Origin of the sequence: Acinetobacter sp. YH12094 (genome assembly GCF_013419295.1) — a bacterium.
Taxonomy (GTDB): domain Bacteria; phylum Pseudomonadota; class Gammaproteobacteria; order Pseudomonadales; family Moraxellaceae; genus Acinetobacter; species Acinetobacter amyesii.
On sequence record NZ_VPAK01000005.1, the window covers coordinates 67,856 to 91,154 of the forward strand.

Consider the following 23,299-nt stretch of genomic DNA (forward strand, 5'->3'; position numbering starts at 1 on the left):
TTTTTTTACTTTGAAAATCTGAAAGTTAGATGTTAATGTAATTATAAAATTGAAAAGAAGATTAGGAATACAAATGGTTAGTAATTTAACAGTTCAAAATATCAATCGCTTTACAAAAGAAATTGCTGACTTAAATTTAAAAATTAGCCAAGAAAATAAAAAAGAAGCGACATTGAATGATAAAATTAATCAGATTCTAAAATCCTTACACTCTAAAAATATAAGCCTAACCACTCTCAGCAGCAAAACTTCAGATATGAATCGAAAACAGTCCGAAGTAGCTAAATGTCAACAAAAGAAAGCTGAACTACAAAAAAAATTGGCTATTGCGGAGACAAACCTTCTTAAAACAAGACAAAAATTATCTAAGGAGCAGGAAGATGAGAACAAAAAATTAATGGCTTTAGAGAAAAAGTTAAACTTACAACAAATACAAAATAAAAAAGCAATCACCCAAGTCATTTCAAATGCTGGTGTACAAAATCAGGATAGCCTGCCCGATGTAGAATATGATTTCTTTATCTCTCATGCATCTGAGGATAAAGAAGAATTTGTTCGTACTCTTTATCAAGCTTTAATTGATGTAGGATATAAAGTCTGGTTTGACGAAATTACACTTAAAATTGGAGATAGCTTAACAGCTGAAATTAATAAAGGATTAATTAAATCAAAGTTTGCCATCGTTGTAGCATCCGAAGCTTTTATTAGAAAAAACTGGACACGCTATGAATTTGAATCTTTAGTAGCCCAAGAAATGGATAGTGGCACAAAACGAATTTTGCCTATATGGCATGGAGTATCAAAAGATCAAATAATTAGTTTTAGCCCAAACCTTGCAAACAAAGTCGCACTAAATACTGCTAATCAAAGCATTGTTGAGATAGTTGAAGCCTTATCAGAACTCATCCCTGTAGACGAAGATGAATTGGATCAAGATATTGCCTAAAGTAAAATTTAATATAGCCAATTTTTACTCAAATCCCTATACTCAATCCAACAACACTCAACAAGAATGAAACTTATGAAATTGAAAGCATTCCTTTTGACTGGTCTTGCGGGTCTAACACTTTCTGCATGTACATCTGCACCAACAATTCCACAACTTGAAACAGGTGTATTACAAGAAGTTCAAAACATTGATGTCTACCCAGATACCACAGATAACAAAGCAAAACTGACTAAATTTGTAGATAAATGCGTGATTGAATTTACAGGCAATTTAGAAGAAGCAAAATCGGTTGAACAATGGTCATTTAAAGGCTTAACCCTAATTTCAGGTGGTACAGCAACCTTTGCTAAAGATGGTACAAGTTCAGCGCACAATTTTGATTTAAATGCAGCGGATGTACAGAAAAACTTCCTTGCATTACGCGGTCATTTTGCAAAAGATGCGCTTACACAATGTGAATAAATAATAAAAACCATATCTCCAAAATGGAGGTATGGTTTCATTTTTCCTTGAATCTTGCACAATAATTCGTTCAAACCCATAATTTTTAATCATGAAAATCGTAACTGGCACCACACCACAGCAACGCGCAAAACACATATAAGCCACTGTATTTTCATAAAATTACAATAATGCATTAACTTAACCAAGTTTCCACACTTCAAACTTCCGCGTATCTGAGCTGTTATTGCATTGTGTGACTTATCGCACAAAACCACTTTTTGCTTTTTTTTACTCTTAAGATGTCCTCTGCTCCAAAAGCGCAAATGCTGAGTGCAACAGCAGCGTTCAATAAAAGAGGACAAATGCAAAGATGAAACCTTTATTTAAAACAACACTGATCACCGCAGCATTATTCACAACCACCCCACTATTTGCGAACACCGCAGTAGAAGCCAATGCGAAAGTTGAAACACAGCAACCGTCTGTACTGCAAAATCTAAAACAAGACATTAATCAGTCTGCGCATACAGCCGGTGACAAAATTGAAAAAGGCGTCGATAAGACCAAAACATTCACCCAAGAAAAATGGCAAGGAACCAAACAATTCAGTGCTGACAAAAAGCAAGATGCAAAAAATAAATGGGCTGACCTAAAACAGTCTAAAGATGAAAAGTCAGATGCAGCGAAAGCCAAGATCGATGCCAAAGCTGAGCAAAATAAAGCTAAGCTTGATGAGCGTAAAGCACAGCTCGATGAAAAAGCTGCAAAAGACAAAGCAAAACTCGATGAACGTAAAAGCAATGTCGACAACAAAGTTGATCAAACCAAGAGCTATTTAGGTGAAAAAGCTCAGGAAGGTCGCCAATTTGCCAGTGAAAAATGGCAACAAACCAAAGCGAATTTCCAAAAAGGTCAAGAAGCCAATGTGAGTGGCAGTAGCAATGTACATTTGCAAACGCCTGTTGCACAAGCTGAAGTCCATAGCTCACATGAAGCCAGCTTAGGTGCTCACAAATAAATAAACTGGCTTTCATACCATCTCCTCCAGAGAGTAGGCTCACCCTTCGGTGGGCCTTTTTTTACCTTATGCAAAATACAAACGTGTACAAAGCTGTCATTTGCTGTATTGGTTTTGCTACGGCAAGTTTTTTTCGCTGCAATTTTTCCTATAATGCGTCAAAACCATTCATCAGATAGAAAATCTATAAAATTCAGAGGTGAAGCTGTGAAGATTTCATTAAAAGCAACGCTATGCATAAGCTTAATATTCACGACACCCATGCTTTGGGCACAAGAAAACGCAGCAGCGCAAAGTACTGAGCAACAAGCGAAAAAACCTGTGAGCCCTTATGGCGATAATCCAAATTTATTGCATGTGTGGGCCTATAAAGCCCAAGAAGGCGTGGTCGATGCTGCTAAAAATATTGGTGAAATGACTAAACGTGGAATTTCTAAAATTAAACCTTCGGTTGACCAAGCTTGGGACAATACGAAAACTGCTACTCAAAATACAGTGCAACAGGTTGATCAGGGCGCACAGCAAGCCACTCAAAACGTCAATGAAAAATTGAAGCAAACCCGTGAAAATATCACAGGCAAAACCAGCCAACCTGCGCCCATTAGCCAACAGTCATTGAGCGAACCGTCTTCAGGCAATACGATCAATACGGCTCCAAGCAATAATACGGGGCAAAATAACAATCAATATCCACAAAGTAGCTATCCATCGAGTTCGACGTCTACGACGTATCCAGTGACTGATTTATAATTTAACACCACATTTAAAAGCTCAACTTTGGTTGGGCTTTTTTAAAACCAAAATTGAATGCTTTTGGTCTTTGGCCTATGCCTATAAAAACAATGAATTAATGAGAAAAAAATGCGAATTTTATTTGGTATCTTGCTTGGCATTCTGCTCTGCGTTGGCTCTGTGATTGGCTTACAACGTTTTCCACAATTGTTGAAAAGTTATCCACAGTTGCAGACTATTTTTCCCCAATTGTACGATTCATACCAATATAACCATGATGCCGAAGGTAACTTATTACAAACCTTAGAGATGCTAGATGACGAAGAATACAAATCGACTGAAGGCAATGAAGCGACACTGTATCAACTTGATGGTCAATGCAAAATAAACCTCTATGTTTTTGGAGAATCCTATCAAAGCCTAACAAGTTATTATTTTCACAAAGGTCAGATTATACGTGCCTATGAAACATATCTGACCTATCCAAACGGTGGCTTTTACGCTGAACCCAATACCAAAGAGCCTTTTAAACTTGAAAAAAGTTATTTACAAATCATGATGCCAAACAATATCAAGACTGAACTTGAATTTGAGCAAATCAAAAATCATTTCAATGCTAAATTTTTGAAAAAATGCTGAAATTTAACTATTAAATTAAGCATTAATGCATTAAGTAGTAGGCTTGAGATATCGCCTACGTACAAACAATGCTGTACAGATTTGAATAAGGATCAACAGGGAAAATGGATAGTCAACCCAGACTGATAAATGATCAATATGAGCAACCTCTCCAAAGACAGAAAAATAGACCTGTCCCACAATAATAGGCACTACAACAAGCCATAGCCCCCAATACCAATAGCGATTTAAAAAATCAATAAGCGCTAAGACGAAATGCGCAATAAAAAATACCGAAACCAGCACAACTTGTAAGGTCGGCATGAATTTATGAACTTCAAAATCAGGATTCTGGAATAAATAATTTTCACTGATATTTAGTACATAACTGTACCATGCCCAAGTAATGCATGCGGTAAAGAGAATCAGCATGCAAAATAATCTTAAACTTTTTTTATTGGCAAGATCGACCTGCATAGACATCCCTATTTATATGGAGCTTTGTTCAAAAATAAGGTTCCTTAAACTCGTTTTAATTCACCTGCCGAATGACCATCCCCGCTTTAAAGGCCTCTACATTTTCAACCATTTGCTGCACGATACGTTGTCTTGCATCGACGCTGCCCCATGCACTATGTGGAGTAATAATTAAATTTGGAATACTTGGGTCAAGCAACACATTACCCTGCTTAGGTGGCTCAACCGTCAAGACATCGGTTGCCGCACCTGCAATCTTTCCTGATTTCAATGCCTCGGCTAATGCCGATTCATTAACCACACCACCTCGTGCGCAATTGATCACAAAGGCCGATGCTTTCATTTGAGCCAAGCTTTCATGATTGAGTAAATCACGAGTTTCATCAGTTAAAGGACAATGCAAACTCAGAAAATCGACCTGCGCTAGCATCTCAGAAAATGCCACACGCTCAGCCAACATAGGTCGATTCGGTAGCGCACCAATCATAATTTTCATGCCAAAAGCTTTAGCCAAATGGGCCACGGCTTGCCCCAATTCGCCATAGCCGACAATCCCCAAAGTCTTACCAGCCAACTCAATAATTGGAAAATCTAGTAAGCAGAACTGATCTGCTTTTTGCCAATCTCCCTGTTGGACCGCCCGATCATACTGTCGAAATGATGTCGCCAAGTTCAACATTAACATCAAGGTATGCTGTGCAACCGCAGCGGTGCCATAAGCTTGGCAATTACACACCACGATGCCTTGTTGCTGTGCGTGTACAAGGTCAACGTTATTGGTGCCAGTGGCAGAAATTAAGATCAGTTTTAATTGCGGATTGAGCTGCATGTGCTCAGCATTGATGTGTACTTTATTGCTGATAATCACATCAGCCTCTTGTATGCGCTGAGCAACCTCTGAAGCCGTTGTTACGGGATAGAGCGTCAAGTCATCAAACTGTGCTTCTAGTCCGCTAAAATCTAAGTCCTGTTTATCTAGAGACTGATAATCTAGAAATACTGCTTTCATGGCTGCTTCCCTTCTGGCCGATTATAAAAATTCGATTGTGGATGATTAAAACCTGTGATGCACCAAAGTGCAATCGAACAGCATATAAAAAAACCCGCTATTTCGCGGGTTTATCGAGATGATGTTGCAATGAATTTCGAATTTTGAGTATGACATAAATGGTCAGTATCGTAAGTAACAACATACTGCTGCTAAAAATCAGTATGCTTGAACTAACCCCCTGTGCATAGGCTGAACCCATGGTCAGCACTAAGATGAATAATACAGCAAGCATCTGTGTTGAATGCATACTGATACCCCTCGTATTCCTCATGATGTTTTAGGTAGTATGATTGTTTTTTATACTACCTTTCTCTCATCATAATCTCTTCCTACAAATTAGCAAGCTTTGGATTTTCAACCCAATGTCGAGCTTAAATTTGTTCGGGTTGCACCACAAACTGGCAAGATGCATCGGCATTTTCCACAAAGAAGACTTGACCAAATTCATCGCTACTCAAACGCAATTCTTTATAGTTCAGCGTGTAATAGCCCACATATTTCTGCATTAAAATCGGATGCATACCTGCCGCCAGTTCATCTTGAGCTAAGACCAATTTCATTACCTGACGGTCATTCATCACCACCATGTAACGCTCATCTTGGACTTGGACGTAAACTAGACCTGTGCCTTTTGGCTGTAAAGGAATCAAAAACTTATGGTTCAGCGCAATCACACCGGCTGCATAGCTTTCAATTTTTTGGCTAATCACATTAAACACTAAACCATGTTCAAACTGGTCGAGTAGTAGGCTACGATTTTCCTGTGGCAAAAAGGTCGTGATCCCCAACTTTTGCAGATCTTGCTCACTGACTTGTTTGTTATTAAACAATACCCGTAATAAGGTTTGTTTTTGTTTGGCATCAAAAAACTGAGGGTCAAGCTGAAACGAATTGCTTTTTAAAATTTCACCCAAGGCATCACGATGGCGTGTCAGTAAATTTTCGATGACTTTTCGATAATAAAATTTGCTGTTTTTCTTAACCCGACGCATTTTTTGATAAAAATACGGTGCATCAAAAGGATGCCTTAAGAAATCATTTAACAGTTCAGAACTCGCCAATACCGCAATGGCATCATGCCCTGTAAACGGCAGATGCAACACATGCACATGCGGAATTAAAGCCTGTAATTTTTCAAAGTGAGCGCGATCTTCTGGACAATAAGGATCATACACCACGATATATTCACGTGTAGTCGATACATCTTCCGCAAGTACTCGCATATTGGCATGCAGATTAGGTTGAAAGAACATGCCATAGCGAGTATCGACAATGTCTTCAGGGTCTATGGAGAACTGTGGCACCATACTCACCACGCGCTGGAATCCAAATAAATTGGCATACTTAATGGCTGCATAGCCACCCATGGAACCACCATATGCAATACGTAGGTCAAATTGTTCGAGGATTGACTTGATGGCTTGATACATTGGTTGCATTGACGATGCTGGAAACCACGATTTTTGTTTCGGCATCACACCAATCACATTAAAATCATACTTTTGCAAAGACTTCTCTGCATTGATGCTCAAGCCCTTGGCGCGGGTAATCAAATCACCGAAGGAGAAAATAAGCTCACGAGAACTGCCAGGCTGAAAAATGACACGAATTTGATCATCTTCAAAAATGATGTGCTTTTCCATTGTGCTTTGCTCCAGTCCTTGTTGCGTCACGCTTTTCCTTCCTTGTTGCATTCAAAGTTTATCTTGTTCCGAATATGCTATTTTATAGAGGCCATACAGATTAAAAAGTGCAGAATATGACACATTCAATACATCCTGCCGCACAACAAGGCTTTAGCTCTGCAGCTGAACTCTATCAACAAGCCCGTCCTGACTACCCGATTGAAATCAGTGCGTGGCTACAACAACATTTAGCTTTAGCCCCTCAAGCCCATCTGGTGGACTTAGGCTCAGGTACAGGCAAATTTCTCGAGTATATTCGCCCACTCAGTGAGAATATCACCGCGATCGAACCTGTACATGAAATGCTGCAACAATTGCAGAAAAAACATCCGCATATTGCAACTATAGCCGCCCAAAGTGATCAGATTCCACTGCATGATCATTCTGTAGCAGCGGTATTTTGTGCCCAATCATTTCATTGGTTTGCCACCCCTGAAACCCTCAATGAAATCAGTCGTATCTTGGTTCCCAATGGTGATCTTGTTTTGATTTGGAACCAGCGTGATATCCAAGTCAATTGGGTCAAACAACTCGCTGATGTCTTGAGTGAACTCGAAGGTGACACACCACGTTATCATAGTGGGCAATGGCAAAAAGTGTTTGAACAGCAGCAAACATTTAAATTAATTGCCGAAACCACCTTTCAACAATTGCATCATGGTACAGTGGAACACGTGGTTTCCAAACGATTATTGTCCACCAGTTTTATTGCAGCGTTAAACACGGATGAACAACAAAAACTGAAACAACAATTTGAAAATATCGTGGCTGAATCAACCCTAAAGACTGCACAGGATTTCATTGATTTTCCGTATATCACGCATGTCTATATCTTTAGAAAAACACATTAGGACACGATTATGCTCTTGCCAATCTCTTTTAAAAAATTCAGTGTCGTCTTCTTGATGGGTACGGTGCTAGGACTCACTGCATGTGAAAAATCAACAAAAACAGTGGAACAAAATAGTGAAATCAGTTCCGATGATCAAATCATGAAAGAGCTGAGTAGTGATCCTATTAAAAACTTTGCCAAGACCCCAGATGATCTACACGACCTCACGCTTCTGACGCAATATGACGAGAACTTTAGTCAAATTAGCGATGAGATGGAAGATGAGCTGATGAAACTGCGTGAGGAAGGAAAACTCACTGATGAATTTGCTACACAGCGTAAGCGTGACAACATCCAGTCGGCACTGAATATGCTCAAAGAACTCGAAATGAAAACTGAGCAAGGCCGTTATATTCAAGGCTTGATGTATCAATATTGGCACAATCAATCACAAATTTATCGTGAGAAAAATCAAGCAGCCGATGGCGAGTTAAAAAATCCAAGTGACAGTGTCAAAGGTCTCGGTCAGTTTATTCATGCTCAAGAACAATTGGGGCATTGGCAGGAACAATATCCTGAACTACAAAAAACTCGACAACCCTAATCATCCACCCTGTTTCAATCTATTCACCTAAATTCAACATGGATGAATGAAAAGGTGACACGAGCTAATAGACACAACATAAACTCAACTTCAAGGGCACGTTCATGCCCTTGAGTGAGGTAATTACTCAATCTTGATTCTATGGTCTTTCAGCATATTGCGGTAAATCATCTACGATATCATCCCATTCTGCTTTTGATGCAACAAAGATATGACACATCGGTTTCTGCGTCATAGGTGTATCTAAAGTGCCTATTCGTAGACGGTAATAATCAGGCGTTTCAGCCTTAATACTGATGATCGGCGAACCACATTCACTACAAAAACAGCGCTGCGTGGTTGCCGTAGACGCATATTGTTTCAGAAACTGCTCACCAGCCACAATTTTAAAATCTGCTTTCGCAATCGGGGCATTGGTTGCAAATGCCGTGCCATTGGCTTTTCTGCACCGAGAACAATGACATTGCACGATCTCACCGATCGGACCATTGATCTCATAACAAACCGCTCCACACAAGCAGCTTCCGGTATATTGTTCTTGTACGCGCATAGTGGTCTTTCTTAGAAGAATTTCATCTCAAAATATCACAACTCCTCAGCAAGATTGTGACAATTTGAAGCGCTTAGCTCTGCAAAGAAACCAGATAGTTTTGAACCCCTTCACCCGCTGCTCGACCGGTTGCAAGGCATGCTGTCAGCAAATAGCCCCCCGTAGGTGCATCCCAATCCAACATTTCCCCGCAGACAAATACAAAAGGATTGCTCTTCAATTGTAAGCCATCATTTAGGACTGAACGCTTCACACCGCCAGCGCAGCTGATCGCCTCATCTATCGGGCGAAATCCATCGAGTTGAATATCTAAATGTTTAATTTTCGCAGCAAGTAATGCAGGCTTATGCCACAAAGATTTATCCACAAGTTCACGGACCAGCGCAGCTCTCGCCACATCTAAACCGGCTTTACGCCAAACATTGGTTAAAGATTGCTTCTTCGAAGGCTGTAATTTCTTTGCCAATTGCTCAATACTTTGGTCTGGCAATAAGTCCAAAGTGAGCTGCATGGGCTGAGCAGATTTCACCTGTTGACGCAAAGCTCGACCTTGTTTGTAGATCAATCCACTTTCCAGTCCATAGTGTGAAATGATGATATCGCCTTGGGTCGGCTCGGCTTGATCGACCCATGCATTGACCCGCTTTAAAGGCTGTCCAAACACGGGTTGCATGAACTTCGACCAAACACGTTCCACACCAGCATTACTGGCCTGAAAAGTTTCAATACACTCAGGCTGTAGCCATTTTTGCCATGCGCCATCACTACCTAAACGTGACCAAGACATTGCGCCACATGCCATAATAATTGCATCAAAGCCAAGCACTTGACTTGATTCATCAATAAGGTTTTGAATTGTCAGCTGATTGGACTGTAAGTCCAAAACTTGATGTCGATAATAAAACTGTACCCCGTCTAGACTAAGACGTTTTAACCAGGCACGCAGCAAAGGCGCAGCTTTCATTTCAATAGGAAAGACCCGACCCGATGAACCAATATAGGTTTCAATACCCAGTCCCATCATCCATTGTTGAATCCATGCTGCATCCCACTGCTTAACCCATGGGCTCAGCCATTCCACTTGATCATAGCGCTGCACAAATTGTTCAATGGGTTCTGCATGCGAAATATTCAGCCCTGTCTTGCCCGCCATTAAAAATTTTCGCGCCGCCGACGGTTTTTGCTCATAAACATGAATGTCATAGTCAAATTGGCTAAGCACTTCCGCCGCCATCAATCCCGCAGGACCTGCCCCAATGATTGCAATACGCTGAGTCATGCCTAATTATTCCGCAGATGCTTCGGTGGGTTGCTTGCCTTGTAGTGGCTGAAAACCATCAAAACGTGTGGTGTAATCTACAGGCTTGGTAATGATTAACTGCTGACAGAGTTCACCACGTTCAAGATATTTAATTTCAAAATGCGTGCGTGCTGAAGTCTCTGCAATGCGTTCTTTGATAAAAGGCAGCTTCCAAACATCAATTAACTGCTGCTGCGCTTCCTCAATGTATTCAGGAATATTACTCGCCAAGGTAATCTGACCACCCGGCTGCAAACGTGACAATAAAAATTCAAAAAATGGCATATTTAACCAGCGCTGTGCAGGATTATGCGGTTCAGGGTTTGGATACAAAATAAAGAATTGCTGTACTTGCGCAGGATGTAAGGCATGTACTACCCAAGGTAATGCATCAGCATGAATTGGAGTTAAATTGTTTTGCCCTTCAAGTTGATGCTGCTTTTGCATTGCCAGAAATTTTTCACGTGTACGCTCAACAGCAATCAATTGAAATTCAGGATGTTGTGCAGTGAATAGTAAGGCGTGTTTTCCTTTGCCTGCACCAATTTCCACACAAATCGGTGTGGAATCAATCGGCTGAAAATCACGGGGAGCTCGCATACGCTGCGCTTGAAATTGACGAATAGGCATAAACAGATCAAACTAAACAGAACGGCATAAGTCTAACAACTGCGACTGTATTTGCCTAATTGAATCATCCGTTTTTGCTGGAGTTAAGCATGCCCACCACCATGAATTGTCCACGCTGCGGCGCATTGACGACTTGGGAAAATAATGAATATCGCCCGTTTTGCTCAGATCGTTGCAAATTGATTGATCTCGGTGCTTGGGCCAATGACGAATATCGACTGCCAACCCAAGATGCGCCTCAAGCTGATGGTGGCCGTGAGGAAGATCAGTTCTAAATACGTTTAGCTCAAATTTAAATATAAAAAAGTTCCAATAAAAAAGGTCTAACCAAGTAGACCTTTTTTTATTTTACCCAATCAAGTTAAAGCGTATTGCTTAACCCGCTTTACTTGCAACAAAAGGATTGTGCTGCTTTTCATAGCCAATGGTACTCATTGGCCCATGCCCAGAAATAAACTGGGTGTCATCTGGCAAGCTAAAACATTCACGCTGAATGGAGTCGAGTAATTGTTGATGGTTACCACGTGGAAAATCTGTCCGGCCTATCGAGCCTTTAAATAACACATCACCCGTCCAAAGCACGGCATATTTTGCGTTATAGAACATGACATGACCCGGTGTATGCCCCGGTGCAAAACGTACTTCAAACTCTTCTTCACCCAGTTTCAGTGTTTCGCCACCTTCTAACCATTGGGTCACATGGACATTTTCAGGGATCGGGAAACCATATTTCGCAGAAACTTCCTGAATCATGTCGAGCCAAAATGCATCTTCTTTATGCGGGCCAATCACCGGAACATTCCATGCTTGGGTTAATGCCCCAACCGCACCCGCATGGTCTAAATGGCCATGCGTCAACCACAAGGCTTTGACCGTTAAACCGAGCGCTTCAACTTCAGCTTTTAATTTTTCAGGCTCTCCCCCTGCATCAATCAAGACCGCTTCTTTCGACTCAGAGTCCCAAACAATGGAACAGTTTTGTTGAAATGCCGTGACGGGTACGATTTTAACTTGCAACATAGGGCGAAAACCTCAAGGCGATGAATGGGCTAATGTTTGCTTTAAGGCATCAAGATTAGCTTGAAGTAATAAATTGAGCAATGCGACATGATCATCCCGCGCGTTTAAAGCGGGAATATAGCCATATTCACCACCGCCTGCAGCTTGGAAAGTTTCAGCATTTTGCAGCGCCAACTCTTCTAGCGTTTCCAAACAATCCGCTGAAAATGCAGGGCTCATAACCTGTACCGATTTCACGCCTTGTTTGCCCCACGCTTCCAAAGTGGCATCGGTATAAGGTTTCACCCATTCTTGCTTACCAAAGCGCGATTGGAAACTAATCTCATACTGTTCAGCAGTTAAACCCAAGGCTTTTGCAACTAAATGACCCGTCACACGGCAACGATCTGCATAGGGATCACCTTTATCAGCATAAGGCTGTGGAATGCCATGAAAAGACATCAGCAACTTATCCGCGACCCCATGCTCCGCTTGATAATCACGCACACTTTGCGCTAAAGCTTGAATAAATAGCGGGTGCTGATAGTAGTCACGAATAATGGTCAAACCCGGCAAATTACGCTGCTGTGGAATCCATTTAGCAATGGCATCGTATAAAGGTGCCGTAGATGTTGCTGAATACTGTGGAAACAACGGAAATAGTAGAATGTGGTCTTGAGGCTGCTCAGCCAATTGCGCTAAAGCGGTAGAAATCCCTGGATTACCATAAGTCATGGCCGGAATCACATTCAGTTCAAATTCTGGATATTTTGCTGTGAGATGCTGTTTTACTGCGGCAACTTGCTCAAATAAAATTTCACGCATGGGCGAATCATTACCCCAAACCATTTCATAAGCATGTGCAACACGTTTAGGGCGAAATGGCAAAATAAACAAACGTAGAATGATTTGCCAAATCGGTTTCGGGATTTCAATCACCCGCTGATCCGACAAAAACTGTTGCAGAAAACGACGCACTGCGGGCACAGTTGGCGCATCAGGCGTACCTAGATTCGCGAGAATAATGGTGACTTTAGCTTTTTCGGCAGGCAACATTACGCTTTTTCCATCAATTTGAATGACGCTAATGTAACAGCTTTTTATCCATTTAATAAAATAGATTAATATGCAGATTTAAATTGAAAAACTCGATCATTATCAAGCAAATTACTTTCTAACAATTTTTGACCTTTACTGGTCACTTGCCACAACATCCGCTGACGATCATCTCGGCCATTGGGTACAATCCAGTCATTCTGCCGCATCTGGCTTTTAATGCTGTGTAAAGCACGAATATTCACTTGTGCCCGCGCAACCGCATGAGCACGTGGCATCTCAATACGTGCATCATCCAGACCTGTTTCATTCAAAAACTCATTCATTCGTTTAGAGAAGAATTCTTCAGGGGTTGGATTAACAAAGGTTGCGCCTAAAATCGACAAGAGCTGCGCCCACGTCATTTTCTTCTGTACTTTTAATTCTTTGAAATTACCATCTTGATAAGCGTGCATGCGGTATTCAAATGAAAATAGTTCATGCATCGACACTTTTGGTAAAGATAAGAACGGATCAACTTCGCGTTTTCCAGACTCTGTTTCGAGTTGAACTAACTGGGCTTTTAAACGATCAATTTCATCATGTAAAGCTTGAGTATTCTGTGGACGCACCCAACCTGTAACAGGATAGCGTTCTAGCATTTGTGGCATGTTCAATCGAACTGCCATTTCTAAATCACGCAAACTACGATAGGTAAAAACTTGATCGACTTCATTTTGTAATAGTTTTCTAAATTCTTTAAATTTTTCACGAAGTTCAGGTTTAGCATCATGTAACGCATCATCACGTGAATCTGGATCATCATGCATAAACACAATGACAGGTTTTTGCTTGGTCACCGCATAGATGTATTCAAGGTGCATATAGCCCACACCAGACACAGACTGCTCACCGTATTGACTACCCAATAAAATCATCACATAGTCACAATCGTCAATTTGACGACGTGCAAAAGCAGTGCTCAATGGTGTGCGTTGTTCTAGCCCCCATGAGAAAAACCCCATTCCCACAAGCGTCTGAGCCAAAATAATCCGTTCTGGCTGCATTTCGCTACCAGATGTGGAAATGAATACTTGATAACGCTTATCGAGCATTAGTGATCCTCTCCCGCTGCATAACGCACTCAGCATCGAATTGATCTTAGCTGGGAAATGCGGCATGGCTACCCCAATAAAAAACTAATTTTTTCATTTAACGTTGTCCAAAATGACTGATTTAGTCTTCTGAACTTATAAGTCCGATGTTGGCAATGTTCCAAGAAATATCATCTTGAATCAGGCGCGCCACAACCGGTTTTAAATTTTCCGCATTATTGCCACTGACATAGCACTCTATACGCAAACAATTTTCTCTTTTCTGATCAAATAATAACTCATTTTTAATCAAAATTCGGGCTGTTTGTCGTGCAACTGCAAAACCTGAGTCAATTAATGTCAGCTTCTGACCAAAAATATACTGAATTGCCGATTTTAGAAAGGGGTAATGTGTACATCCAAGCACTAAAAAATCTGCACCTTGATTTACAACTGGCTGTAAAACATCAGTTAATGTGTTAAGACAAGCCTCACTCATCTGCGCACCTGCTTCTACAAAGGGTACTAATTCCAAACTGGTAACAGTCAGAACATTGACCCCTGCCGGCTCAGCAAAACGATGCATCACATCTTTAATCAACTTTCCACGAAATGTCGCAGGTGTTGCAAGAACAGCCACTGTTTTACTTTTTGTTTGCAGAACGGCAGGCTTTAACGCAGGAACTAAACCAATAATGGGGAAGTTCTCCCCATAATGTTCACGCAAATAATCCAAACTAAAAGCAGATGCCGTGTTACATGCCACGACAGCAACTTTACAGCCTTGGCGGTATAACCACTCTATGGCATGTGCAGTCAATTCACGTATATTTTGATCATCACGTGGCCCATAGGGTACATGTGCAGTATCGGCATAATACACAATACGTTCATTCGGCAAATAGCGCGCAATTTCCAAGGCCACAGATAAGCCACCAATCCCCGAATCAAATAAACCGATCGGTGCATCTGCGCCAGCTTTCGGCATGGGTACATCCAGTGGGTAAATGGGGTGAATGGCGGTCATAGGGTCACTTATATATTGTTCAGAATGACAAGGTGGAAAGCTTAAACCTCAGGTGCCTAATTGCAAGCGCAAATCACCACTTTGTAACACTAAAATGGATTCACCTTTTTCATTTTCAAGCAGTTCACCCATCTCAACCAAATGAAAGAATGCGGCACGCTGGATCAGTGCATTAATTCCAAAACGCACATGTACATAAGGGCGCAATTCACCTTGATATTCACGCATAAAAATAGGATGTTCATCATCCACAACAATCACGTCTTGTGTTGTGGTCGTAAACTGGATATAGCTCTTGTTTTCTAGCTCAAGCGTATCGACTTGATTAACAAATAAAGACTCATCTTCCACCTGTATTTCAATTTGTTCCACAGGGGTTTTTAAATAGAATTTCCCATCTTCTTTCCAAAGCACGGTTGAGAACAGATCAATGAGTGCTTGCCGCTTGATCAATTGACCATCGTGCCACCATTCTCCATTGGCTAAAACCTTCAAATCCATTGCACCACAATGCTTTGGATGCCATTGATCTAATGGGGGGATTGACCTTTTGTGACCGGTCTGTCCATCTTTTAAGTATTGTGCAATGTTCATTAAATTTCTATCATCCCTATTAATGAATTTTTTCGTCGGGTTTTCGTTCAATTGCTGCTTCATCCGCCTAATAAATACCTTAGTGACGGAAAAATAATATGATTCAGCCAATTGGCTAGAACTCGGTTTAAAACTATACTAGCCCACAATATCAAAGACACGATAGAAAAATTGTGTCTGGGCATTAAGAACACTCATGGCAGCACCATTTAAATGAATTGAATGGATGCCACCTTCCGAAATATGAGGAGTCCTACATGGAACACATCGAACGTGAATCGATGGAGTTTGACGTAGTTATCGTCGGTGCAGGTCCTGCCGGCCTATCTGCTGCGATTAAAATTCGTCAACTTGCAATTGAAAATAACCTAAACGATCTGTCCGTTTGTGTCGTGGAAAAGGGCTCCGAAGTAGGTGCGCATATTCTATCGGGTGCTGTGCTTGAACCCCGCGCGATGAATGAATTGTTCCCAGATTGGAAAGAACAAGGCGCACCGTTAAATGTGCCTGTGACTGAAGATAAAACCTTTTTCTTATTGTCTGATGAAAAATCACAAGAAGCACCGCATTGGATGGTGCCAAAAACCATGCATAACGATGGCAACTATGTTATTTCGTTAGGTAACGTGGTTCGCTGGTTAGGTGCTAAAGCTGAAGAATTAGAAGTGTCTATTTTCCCAGGCTTTGCAGCATCTGAAATTCTTTACCATGAAGACGGGACTGTGAAAGGTATTCAGACTGGCGACATGGGTATTGGTAAAGATGGCGAACCAACGCACAACTTTACCCCTGGCTATGAACTTCATGCGAAATACACATTATTTGCTGAAGGCTGTCGTGGTCATTTAGGTAAACGTTTAATCCAAAAATTCAACTTGGATAAAGATGCCGATCCACAACATTACGGTATTGGTATTAAAGAATTATGGGAAATAGATCCTGCTAAACATAAACCAGGTTTGGTGATGCACGGTGCAGGTTGGCCTTTAAGTGAAACAGGTTCTTCAGGCGGTTGGTGGTTATACCACGCTGAGAACAACCAAGTGACTTTGGGCATGATCGTTGACTTATCATATACCAATCCACACATGTATCCATTTATGGAAATGCAGCGTTGGAAAACACATCCACTGATCAAGCAATATCTTGAGGGTGGTAAGCGTATTTCTTATGGCGCACGTGCGGTTGTAAAAGGTGGCTTCAACTCACTACCTAAATTCACTTTCCCAGGTGGTAGCTTAATTGGTGATGACGCAGGTTTCCTAAACTTTGCGAAAATCAAAGGCTCTCATACAGCAATGAAATCAGGCATGCTGTGCGGTGAAGCTGTATTTGAAGCGATTGCTGCGGGTGTGGAAAAAGGTGGTGACCTTGCGATTGCACGTGTGACTGAAGGTGAAGACTTCTTCGCTAAAGAGTTAACTGCGTACACAGACAAGTTCAACAACAGCTGGTTAAAAGAAGAGTTATATAACTCTCGTAACTTCGGCCCTGCTATGCATAAGTTTGGTCAATGGATGGGTGGTGCGTTCAACTTTGTTGATCAAAACATCTTTAAAGTGCCGTTCACGCTGCATGACTTACAGCCCGACTTCAGCGCTTTAAAAACTGTCGATGCTGCGAACTTCAAACCGAATTATCCAAAACCAGATGGTAAAATTACATTTGACCGTTTGTCTTCAGTATTCGTATCGAATACCGTTCATGAAGAAAACCAGCCTGCTCACTTGAAACTGACAGATGCTTCTATACCTGTAAATGTGAACTTACCAAAATGGGATGAGCCTGCTCAGCGCTACTGCCCTGCTGGTGTTTATGAAATTATGGAAGAAAACGACGGTTCTAAGCGTTTCCAAATTAACGCGGCAAACTGTGTTCACTGTAAGACGTGTGATATTAAAGATCCATCTCAAAACATTACTTGGGTAACACCTGAGGGTGGTGGTGGTCCTAATTATCCTAATATGTAATCTCTTTTGAGATTGAAATAAACCCGCTTAATGCGGGTTTATTTTTTAATATACAATCACACTCTTTAAATAAATATTATTACAAAAAAACTAATTCCTATAAAAAAATAATTTCATAATTAGTTTATTTTAAATAATTATCAATGTGTCATTTTATATCCATTAGATTTAGATATTTTATAAATAATTAAAAGAAATAATTTCACTAAGCCTAAAATAAAAATTTAAATTTCATCTATGTAGTAATATATTCTTTTAGATCCTTCAATTTTATAATAATTAATTTCAATTTCTCTAGGCTTTTCCATATTACAAAGCTTACTTACAACTTCATCTCCTCCACCGTACATTGTAATTTCCTTATTTTCAATCAGAAAAATAAATGACGTAGGCTCTTGATGATTTCGATGAATTTTTTCCAACTTATATTTTAAGGTCAGATCTTTTATCTTAGAAAAATCAATACTATTAAATGGAAAAACTCCCCTATTACACCCCCCTAAAAAAAAGCGCTTGTTTATTTTTCTCGTATAAATATGCTATTTTTTCTTCTTCAGCATATACAGGCGAGCTAATGAGCATCATAAAAACCAGTATATTCTTTTTCATCTTAAAAGCCTGCTTTCTCTAATTTTAGTAACTCCATATTGATCATACTGAAACATTGAAAATATGCATTATCAGGATCAATGGAGCTTATGAGACCATCAAGTTTTAGCAATCACTGTATAATTTATACTGACCTAAAATATTGCAGTTCAATCAAATATTACCCCTATATTTAAGTATTATTTTTTTAAAACAAGTAATTTAATTTCACCAAAAATTTAAAATTATAGCTTTAAACCCCAATATCTTTATTTAATAAACTTATAAGTCTATAAAATATTGAGTTTACTTGAGACAACAAACCCGCTTAGGCGGGTTAATTTTAAATTATTATAAAAAAATCAACTACCTTCGTATTTCAAACGCTTGAAAGTTATTAGGATGCTTCTGTTTTCTATATTGTTCAGATTTTACAATAAATATAACATCAAACAATCCATCATAAGAATATATATACCTATAATTACTTAATCTTGAGTCAAAATCAATTTTCTTAAACTTTAAAGAACTATTATTTTCAAAAAAAGTGTCATTAAAATTTGGGATAAATTTAGTATAGAATACATTTTTACTATGTAATTTAACAACACTCCATTCAGAATCACCAACACTTTTAATTAAATTAACTTGCAAGTCTGGAAAGTTCGGGATATTAAAATATACTCCTTGCTCCTTCTTAAAGTTATTATTTTTGTGGGCTAAAATTTCTAACTTACCAAGCATTAAATCTGATTTATTAAAATCTCCATTTTTTACACAAAAAATAATTCTTTCAATTAATAATTGGTAATTAATATTATTTTTTGAAATAAATTCATTATTCATATTCAATCCATTTATCGACTTATCATTAACACTATTATTTGCATAACAGCCGAAAAAACTAGTACTTACCCATACGATTACTAGTAAAAAAATACGCATTCCATATCCCTTACAAGTATGATTTGAAATTAATTTTCGTAATAGCCATTCTCAAACAAAGGATCAAGTTGGCCATTTTCCAACTTCCAGGATGATACACTGAAATCATGCTCACCATCAGCATCAAATAAATCGACACCTTTACCATCCTCGGGATATTCAGGATAAATGTAAGCATTATCTCCATATTTTTTATAAAATTGACTACACCACATATATGGATTTACCACCCTAAAAGGGGGAATTTTTCCATCAATTTCAATGTATCCTTTTCCATTTGGCAAGTCATCAATGACATCATCTAAAATATCTTCTGCTTCTTCAGCACAGGTATCATTCAAAATTACATTATAAGGTTTTCCTTTAAGCACTGCCGCTTCAACTTTTGCTACTTTTTGTTTAATTTTATGAAATTTTTTTTCCGTGATATTTATTTTAAATATTTGAACAACTTCATAAATTAAATAAGAAGTTGTACTTGGCCTTTTATTTACGTATCCATTTGCATAAATTTTTTCATTTCCGTCTATCTCTTCTTCACCTTTTTTATATTCTATATCTCCCAACTCTTCTGTTGGGCCAAAACTAAAAAAGGCCTCCACAACATTATTTTTGGTTATGTAAAAGAAAGCATGACCATAATCACTACCCTCCCCTTGCAAAATTTGAACTTTTTCAACTTTATTTTTTAAAATACCTACTTTACGTTCAACAAAAGCTGTTTCTGCTAAATTTGCTTCAAATCCAACCAACAAAGAATAATTATCAATTTTAATTTCAGTTTCAGGCTTTCCTTCTTGTGTATCAACCATTTGACTCATTTAATTATTATCCTTTAAAAAATCTTCAGCATCCTGACCAACCAAAATTCTTAATTTTTCCTTCTGCTGAGTAAAAATACGTTTTGTCATTGCGTTAATGTCACTTATTCCAGCCAAGTATTCTCCATTTGGTTTTACAATCACATATTTTTCATTTGGCATTATTTTTTGAGTATGATCTATGACCTTAATTTGTTGACTGAAGCTTTTCAGTTCATTTGGCAAGGTTGTGATTGGAACATTTACTTGTTGAGGCCCCACAAACTTATGCTGCCCTGCCTTCACTTCAAACTTACCGCTAGTTGTCGGTAATACACCCGCACTACTAATTTCAATCTGGCTACCACCAGCAGTTAGCACGATTTTTTTGCTCGCTTTGATTTCAACTTTATCTTCCGTAGAAATAATTTGAATAGCTTTTCGTGCAATCAGATCTGCCCCATCTCCTTGGGCTTGGATTTCAACTTTGCCTTTGCCTGCATACGCACGTAATCCCTCTTGTGCTGCAAATAGACTGATCTTACTTTGTGCATGGGCAATTAAGGATTTTTGGCTACTGAGGTTGATGCTATCGCCTGCACTTTGGCTGATCTGCCCATCCGCTGAAAGATGAATATCTTCCTGACTACTCACAGCAATTGAGTTTGGTGCAGATAAAATCATTAAAGCTTGTTTAAAGGCATCAGCTTTTTCTTTACTGCCTTTTTCGATTTGGCCAAGGAAGTTTTTCAGATTATCTAAGACTTCAAGCGGGTCAGTTTGCTGGTTTTTCGCCACTTCACTTAAGGCTTTACTGCTGTTTAAGTTGGCTTCGATTTGATCTTTTGCAGCTAGTGCGTCGAGGTGCATTGCTGCTGCTTGTTGTTGTGGGTGTGTACTAACAAGTAGCCCCTGTCCTGCACGCACTGCACCCCATTGGTCGGTTCTCAGTTCAAAGCCTTCGCCTCTTCCCTCACTTTCTGCGGTTTCTTTGGGATGACTGAGGTTCCCTAGGTTGAGCTGAGTGGCACCATGAGTACTTTGTAATTGTGTCGATATTTGTCCAGTCGTGTCATCAAAGCGCAGTTGTCCAAAGCCTTCACCTTGGACTTCCTTACTTTTTATTCCAGCTAGTTTTTTGGTGTCAGGTAGTTTGCCTTTACTATCAAATTGGGTTGGACTGCGCTGTGCTTCATGTATGCGCCCCACCACAAACGGTCGGTCGATATTGCCGTCAAAGAAATCAATGACCACGATTTCATTAATACGTGGTAAGAAACGTGCACCATAGCCTTCACCGGCCCATGGGGTAAGCACATCTACCCATGCAGAATCCGTATCATTGTCATTACTGCCTGCACCGCCATCATGGCTGTGGTCATCTCCACGGGTAAATAAAAAGCGGACTTTGATACGCCCCCATTCATCGACATGTATTTCTTCACCACTTGGTCCGACAACTTTAGCCCGTTGCGGATGGGTGCTTGGACGGTGTTCGAGTGGGTTATATTCAGGAACCGTCGCAATATTGCGGCGTTGTAATGTGAGCTGATTGGCCTGACGCTCGGCCTGTTCATGGATGGGTTTAATGTTCCACTGGCTTTGTTCAATCAGTTGATTGACTTGTTCAGAGAGGTCTTTAGGTAAGTTATTTTGGTTATAGAATTTTTTTTCTGTGATTAAAAATTGTTTGTCTGCACCACTGTGTTGATCGATTTCTGGGTGTTCATTCAATTCAAACCAATAACCCACTTGGGTATCACGCACGGTCGATTGTGCATTGAATTTTTTCGATTGTAGCTCGTGATAGCGCGTAAGGTTTTGATTCAATTTTTCAATTTGGCTGTTGGATGAAGCAGTGGCTTGATCTTCACCTTTTAAATCTTGCATCCATGCAGGGCTGACATGCCATGCTTGTTCTAGACTTAAGCTGGCATTGTCTTGGCTTTGGCTATGCTGATGTTTGCTTTGAACAGAACCTGCGCCTTCTTCTTGGCTCAGTCCATCGGCTTGCCAGCGCTGCACATGGACCGCAGTCGGTTGAATGCTACGTTCACCGATCAAGCTGGTGATGCTGTCTTGTTTTTCTGTGGCACTAGAGCGATGAAAGCGGATACTACGACGGCTGAGTGCTTGATATTGGCTGTTGTCATCAATCAGGCGGAGTTTTTGTTTTTCAATTGGCGCTGAGGAATGTGGCACTTTCAGCTGCGCTTCATCGATGAGCCAATTAATGCCTTCACTACGCCAAAGTCGGGTTAAAAAGTCATAATCGCTTTCATTCGACTGCATGATGAAAGGTCGGACATCATAGTTCTGACTTAAACCGCTTAGATCTAGCGTTAGACTGGCAGCAAAGAGCGGACTTTTGCTTTGCCATTCTTTAAAGAGAGTTTCACTGACATCGCGCACCGATTTGTTCATAAACACACGGCTGTTGCGGCGTTTATGCCACAGCGATGTTGCATCTTCTAAAGTGAGTTTATACAGCGTGAGTGAACCGTCACTCTGCCCTTGGGTGGCTTCGGTAATAATACCCGTGGTGCGAAAGAGTTCGCCCTGATCGGTCACTTGATCAACGGCAACTTGTGCGCCAATAAATTGTTTTAGTGGAATAAGGGCATTGGTAGATAGGCAAATCAAAGTCGCTTGCACGCCTTGGTTTAAGACATGCTCTCCATCAATACGTTGAATAAAAAGCTCGTCATTCAACGCAGGGTTGGAAAATTGCACATGAATGGCACGTTTTTGGGCGGATAAGCCTAATTTTTCAAGTATAAGAGCAATCGAATTTAACATTTTAAAAGTCTGTTTTTTAAACTTTGTATAATTATGCTGCGAATGATATAGGCTAGCCATCAGACTTGACCAGCCTATTTTATTAATAAAAATGTAACATATTAATAATTATTATTTTTTTACGATCTCTTAAATTAACCTTTCTGAACCAAATAATGGAATTCTTTATGTCCATTTTCATCAAGACGTTCTTCTTGAAGCAAAAGCTCATGACCTAAATGCATACAAAATTTCGGAATATCCCAAGAGGTCGAATTATCTGTTGCAAAAACCTCAACAATATCGCCCGATTTTGATTTACGAATGGCTTGATGCAACATCATCACAGGCTCAGGGCAACGTAAGCCACGGGTGTTTAATTGAATTGATGGGGGCACAGAAGGCTCAGACATTAGAAAACTCAGCATTAAAATCTAACGCTATTTTAGCATAATCCTGAAGACCGAATGTTAGCTTGAAAAATGCAGATGATAACGTCTTAAAATGACTTCATCGCTCATCATCTAGATCAACATTAACAATAGACAACTGTATTTTCTACGGTATGATAAAATCATC

At 39.9% G+C, this 23,299-nt stretch carries 25 protein-coding genes; 9 read left to right on the forward strand and 16 right to left on the reverse strand.

From position 1 onward, the window contains the following. Positions 1 to 73 precede the first annotated feature (73 nt). The 5 genes from FTU34_RS05750 to FTU34_RS05770 all read left to right on the forward strand — a co-directional run bounded on the left by FTU34_RS05750 (position 74) and on the right by FTU34_RS05770 (position 3,782). Positions 74 to 946 carry a toll/interleukin-1 receptor domain-containing protein gene (locus tag FTU34_RS05750; RefSeq protein WP_180034981.1) on the forward strand — a complete coding sequence of 291 codons (873 nt, stop codon included), beginning with the start codon at positions 74 to 76 and terminating at the stop codon, positions 944 to 946. A gap of 75 nt (positions 947 to 1,021) precedes the next feature. Continuing rightward, positions 1,022 to 1,411, forward strand: a complete 390-nt coding sequence (locus tag FTU34_RS05755) for a hypothetical protein (RefSeq protein WP_078189759.1) — start codon at positions 1,022 to 1,024, stop codon at positions 1,409 to 1,411. A 352-nt stretch (positions 1,412 to 1,763) separates the two neighbouring features. Next, positions 1,764 to 2,411 (forward strand): hypothetical protein, encoded by a 648-nt coding sequence (locus FTU34_RS05760; RefSeq protein WP_180034982.1) that lies wholly within the window; start codon positions 1,764 to 1,766, stop codon positions 2,409 to 2,411. 261 nt (positions 2,412 to 2,672) lie between these two features. After that, positions 2,673 to 3,161 (forward strand): hypothetical protein, encoded by a 489-nt coding sequence (locus FTU34_RS05765; RefSeq protein ID WP_180035032.1) that lies wholly within the window; start codon positions 2,673 to 2,675, stop codon positions 3,159 to 3,161. Between the two features lie 111 nt (positions 3,162 to 3,272). Then, positions 3,273 to 3,782 (forward strand): hypothetical protein, encoded by a 510-nt coding sequence (locus FTU34_RS05770; RefSeq protein WP_180034983.1) that lies wholly within the window; start codon positions 3,273 to 3,275, stop codon positions 3,780 to 3,782. A 30-nt stretch (positions 3,783 to 3,812) separates the two neighbouring features. On the opposite strand, the gene FTU34_RS05775 is transcribed toward FTU34_RS05770, so the two are convergent. From FTU34_RS05775 to FTU34_RS05790, 4 genes are all read right to left on the reverse strand, one after another. After that, positions 3,813 to 4,193, reverse strand: a complete 381-nt coding sequence (locus tag FTU34_RS05775) for a hypothetical protein (RefSeq protein ID WP_180034984.1) — start codon at positions 4,191 to 4,193, stop codon at positions 3,813 to 3,815. 100 nt (positions 4,194 to 4,293) lie between these two features. Beyond that, positions 4,294 to 5,247 carry a 2-hydroxyacid dehydrogenase gene (locus FTU34_RS05780; protein ID WP_180034985.1) on the reverse strand — a complete coding sequence of 318 codons (954 nt, stop codon included), beginning with the start codon at positions 5,245 to 5,247 and terminating at the stop codon, positions 4,294 to 4,296. Positions 5,248 to 5,344: 97 nt separating this feature from the next. Further along, a complete protein-coding gene (locus FTU34_RS05785) occupies positions 5,345 to 5,536 on the reverse strand; it encodes a hypothetical protein (RefSeq protein ID WP_078189765.1) in 192 nt (63 codons plus the stop codon). 124 nt (positions 5,537 to 5,660) lie between these two features. Then, the gene (locus FTU34_RS05790) at positions 5,661 to 6,932 is read right to left on the reverse strand and encodes an alpha/beta fold hydrolase (protein ID WP_180035033.1); all 1,272 of its coding nucleotides are present in this window, start codon (positions 6,930 to 6,932) and stop codon (positions 5,661 to 5,663) included. A gap of 116 nt (positions 6,933 to 7,048) precedes the next feature. Here FTU34_RS05790 and FTU34_RS05795 point away from each other — a divergent pair, with 116 nt between their 5' ends. Further along, positions 7,049 to 7,825, forward strand: a complete 777-nt coding sequence (locus tag FTU34_RS05795) for a class I SAM-dependent methyltransferase (protein WP_180034986.1) — start codon at positions 7,049 to 7,051, stop codon at positions 7,823 to 7,825. Between the two features lie 9 nt (positions 7,826 to 7,834). Further along, positions 7,835 to 8,410: a hypothetical protein gene (locus tag FTU34_RS05800; RefSeq protein ID WP_180034987.1), complete on the forward strand. Its 576-nt coding sequence runs from the start codon at positions 7,835 to 7,837 to the stop codon at positions 8,408 to 8,410. A gap of 139 nt (positions 8,411 to 8,549) precedes the next feature. On the opposite strand, the gene FTU34_RS05805 is transcribed toward FTU34_RS05800, so the two are convergent. From FTU34_RS05805 to FTU34_RS05815, 3 genes are all read right to left on the reverse strand, one after another. Further along, a complete protein-coding gene (locus FTU34_RS05805; protein WP_180034988.1) occupies positions 8,550 to 8,960 on the reverse strand; it encodes a GFA family protein in 411 nt (136 codons plus the stop codon). 73 nt (positions 8,961 to 9,033) lie between these two features. Continuing rightward, positions 9,034 to 10,239, reverse strand: coding sequence for a TIGR03862 family flavoprotein (locus tag FTU34_RS05810; protein ID WP_180034989.1), 1,206 nt, complete (start codon positions 10,237 to 10,239; stop codon positions 9,034 to 9,036). A 6-nt stretch (positions 10,240 to 10,245) separates the two neighbouring features. After that, entirely contained in the window at positions 10,246 to 10,896 is a 651-nt protein-coding gene (locus FTU34_RS05815; RefSeq protein ID WP_180035034.1) for a DUF938 domain-containing protein, read from the reverse strand. 83 nt (positions 10,897 to 10,979) lie between these two features. Between FTU34_RS05815 and FTU34_RS05820 the strand changes: the two genes are divergently transcribed. After that, on the forward strand, positions 10,980 to 11,165 hold the full coding sequence (locus FTU34_RS05820) for a DNA gyrase inhibitor YacG (protein WP_078189771.1): 186 nt from the start codon (positions 10,980 to 10,982) through the stop codon (positions 11,163 to 11,165). Between the two features lie 100 nt (positions 11,166 to 11,265). Here the strand turns inward: FTU34_RS05820 and FTU34_RS05825 are convergent, their stop codons facing one another. The 5 genes from FTU34_RS05825 to FTU34_RS05845 all read right to left on the reverse strand — a co-directional run bounded on the left by FTU34_RS05825 (position 11,266) and on the right by FTU34_RS05845 (position 15,702). Next, positions 11,266 to 11,910: an MBL fold metallo-hydrolase gene (locus FTU34_RS05825; protein WP_180034990.1), complete on the reverse strand. Its 645-nt coding sequence runs from the start codon at positions 11,908 to 11,910 to the stop codon at positions 11,266 to 11,268. 12 nt (positions 11,911 to 11,922) lie between these two features. Next, complete coding sequence (gene hemH / locus FTU34_RS05830) at positions 11,923 to 12,945, reverse strand: ferrochelatase (RefSeq protein WP_180034991.1); 1,023 nt, start codon at positions 12,943 to 12,945, stop codon at positions 11,923 to 11,925. 65 nt (positions 12,946 to 13,010) lie between these two features. Continuing rightward, positions 13,011 to 14,039: a DUF4062 domain-containing protein gene (locus FTU34_RS05835; RefSeq protein WP_067764038.1), complete on the reverse strand. Its 1,029-nt coding sequence runs from the start codon at positions 14,037 to 14,039 to the stop codon at positions 13,011 to 13,013. Between the two features lie 121 nt (positions 14,040 to 14,160). Further along, positions 14,161 to 15,045, reverse strand: a complete 885-nt coding sequence (murI, locus tag FTU34_RS05840; protein ID WP_180024507.1) for a glutamate racemase — start codon at positions 15,043 to 15,045, stop codon at positions 14,161 to 14,163. Between the two features lie 48 nt (positions 15,046 to 15,093). Further along, positions 15,094 to 15,702: a DUF1285 domain-containing protein gene (locus tag FTU34_RS05845; RefSeq protein WP_180034992.1), complete on the reverse strand. Its 609-nt coding sequence runs from the start codon at positions 15,700 to 15,702 to the stop codon at positions 15,094 to 15,096. 194 nt (positions 15,703 to 15,896) lie between these two features. On the opposite strand from FTU34_RS05845, the gene FTU34_RS05850 reads away from it, so the two are divergent. Beyond that, the gene (locus tag FTU34_RS05850) at positions 15,897 to 17,609 is read left to right on the forward strand and encodes an electron transfer flavoprotein-ubiquinone oxidoreductase (RefSeq protein WP_078192805.1); all 1,713 of its coding nucleotides are present in this window, start codon (positions 15,897 to 15,899) and stop codon (positions 17,607 to 17,609) included. Between the two features lie 954 nt (positions 17,610 to 18,563). Here the strand turns inward: FTU34_RS05850 and FTU34_RS05855 are convergent. The 4 genes from FTU34_RS05855 to tusA all read right to left on the reverse strand — a co-directional run bounded on the left by FTU34_RS05855 (position 18,564) and on the right by tusA (position 23,133). Beyond that, on the reverse strand, positions 18,564 to 19,043 hold the full coding sequence (locus tag FTU34_RS05855; RefSeq protein ID WP_180034993.1) for a hypothetical protein: 480 nt from the start codon (positions 19,041 to 19,043) through the stop codon (positions 18,564 to 18,566). Between the two features lie 128 nt (positions 19,044 to 19,171). Continuing rightward, positions 19,172 to 19,963, reverse strand: a complete 792-nt coding sequence (locus FTU34_RS05860) for a hypothetical protein (RefSeq protein ID WP_067764051.1) — start codon at positions 19,961 to 19,963, stop codon at positions 19,172 to 19,174. Continuing rightward, positions 19,964 to 22,741: a type VI secretion system Vgr family protein gene (locus FTU34_RS05865; protein ID WP_180034994.1), complete on the reverse strand. Its 2,778-nt coding sequence runs from the start codon at positions 22,739 to 22,741 to the stop codon at positions 19,964 to 19,966. Positions 22,742 to 22,875: 134 nt separating this feature from the next. Then, the gene (gene tusA / locus FTU34_RS05870) at positions 22,876 to 23,133 is read right to left on the reverse strand and encodes a sulfurtransferase TusA (RefSeq protein WP_180034995.1); all 258 of its coding nucleotides are present in this window, start codon (positions 23,131 to 23,133) and stop codon (positions 22,876 to 22,878) included. Between the last annotated feature and the right edge of the window lie 166 nt (positions 23,134 to 23,299).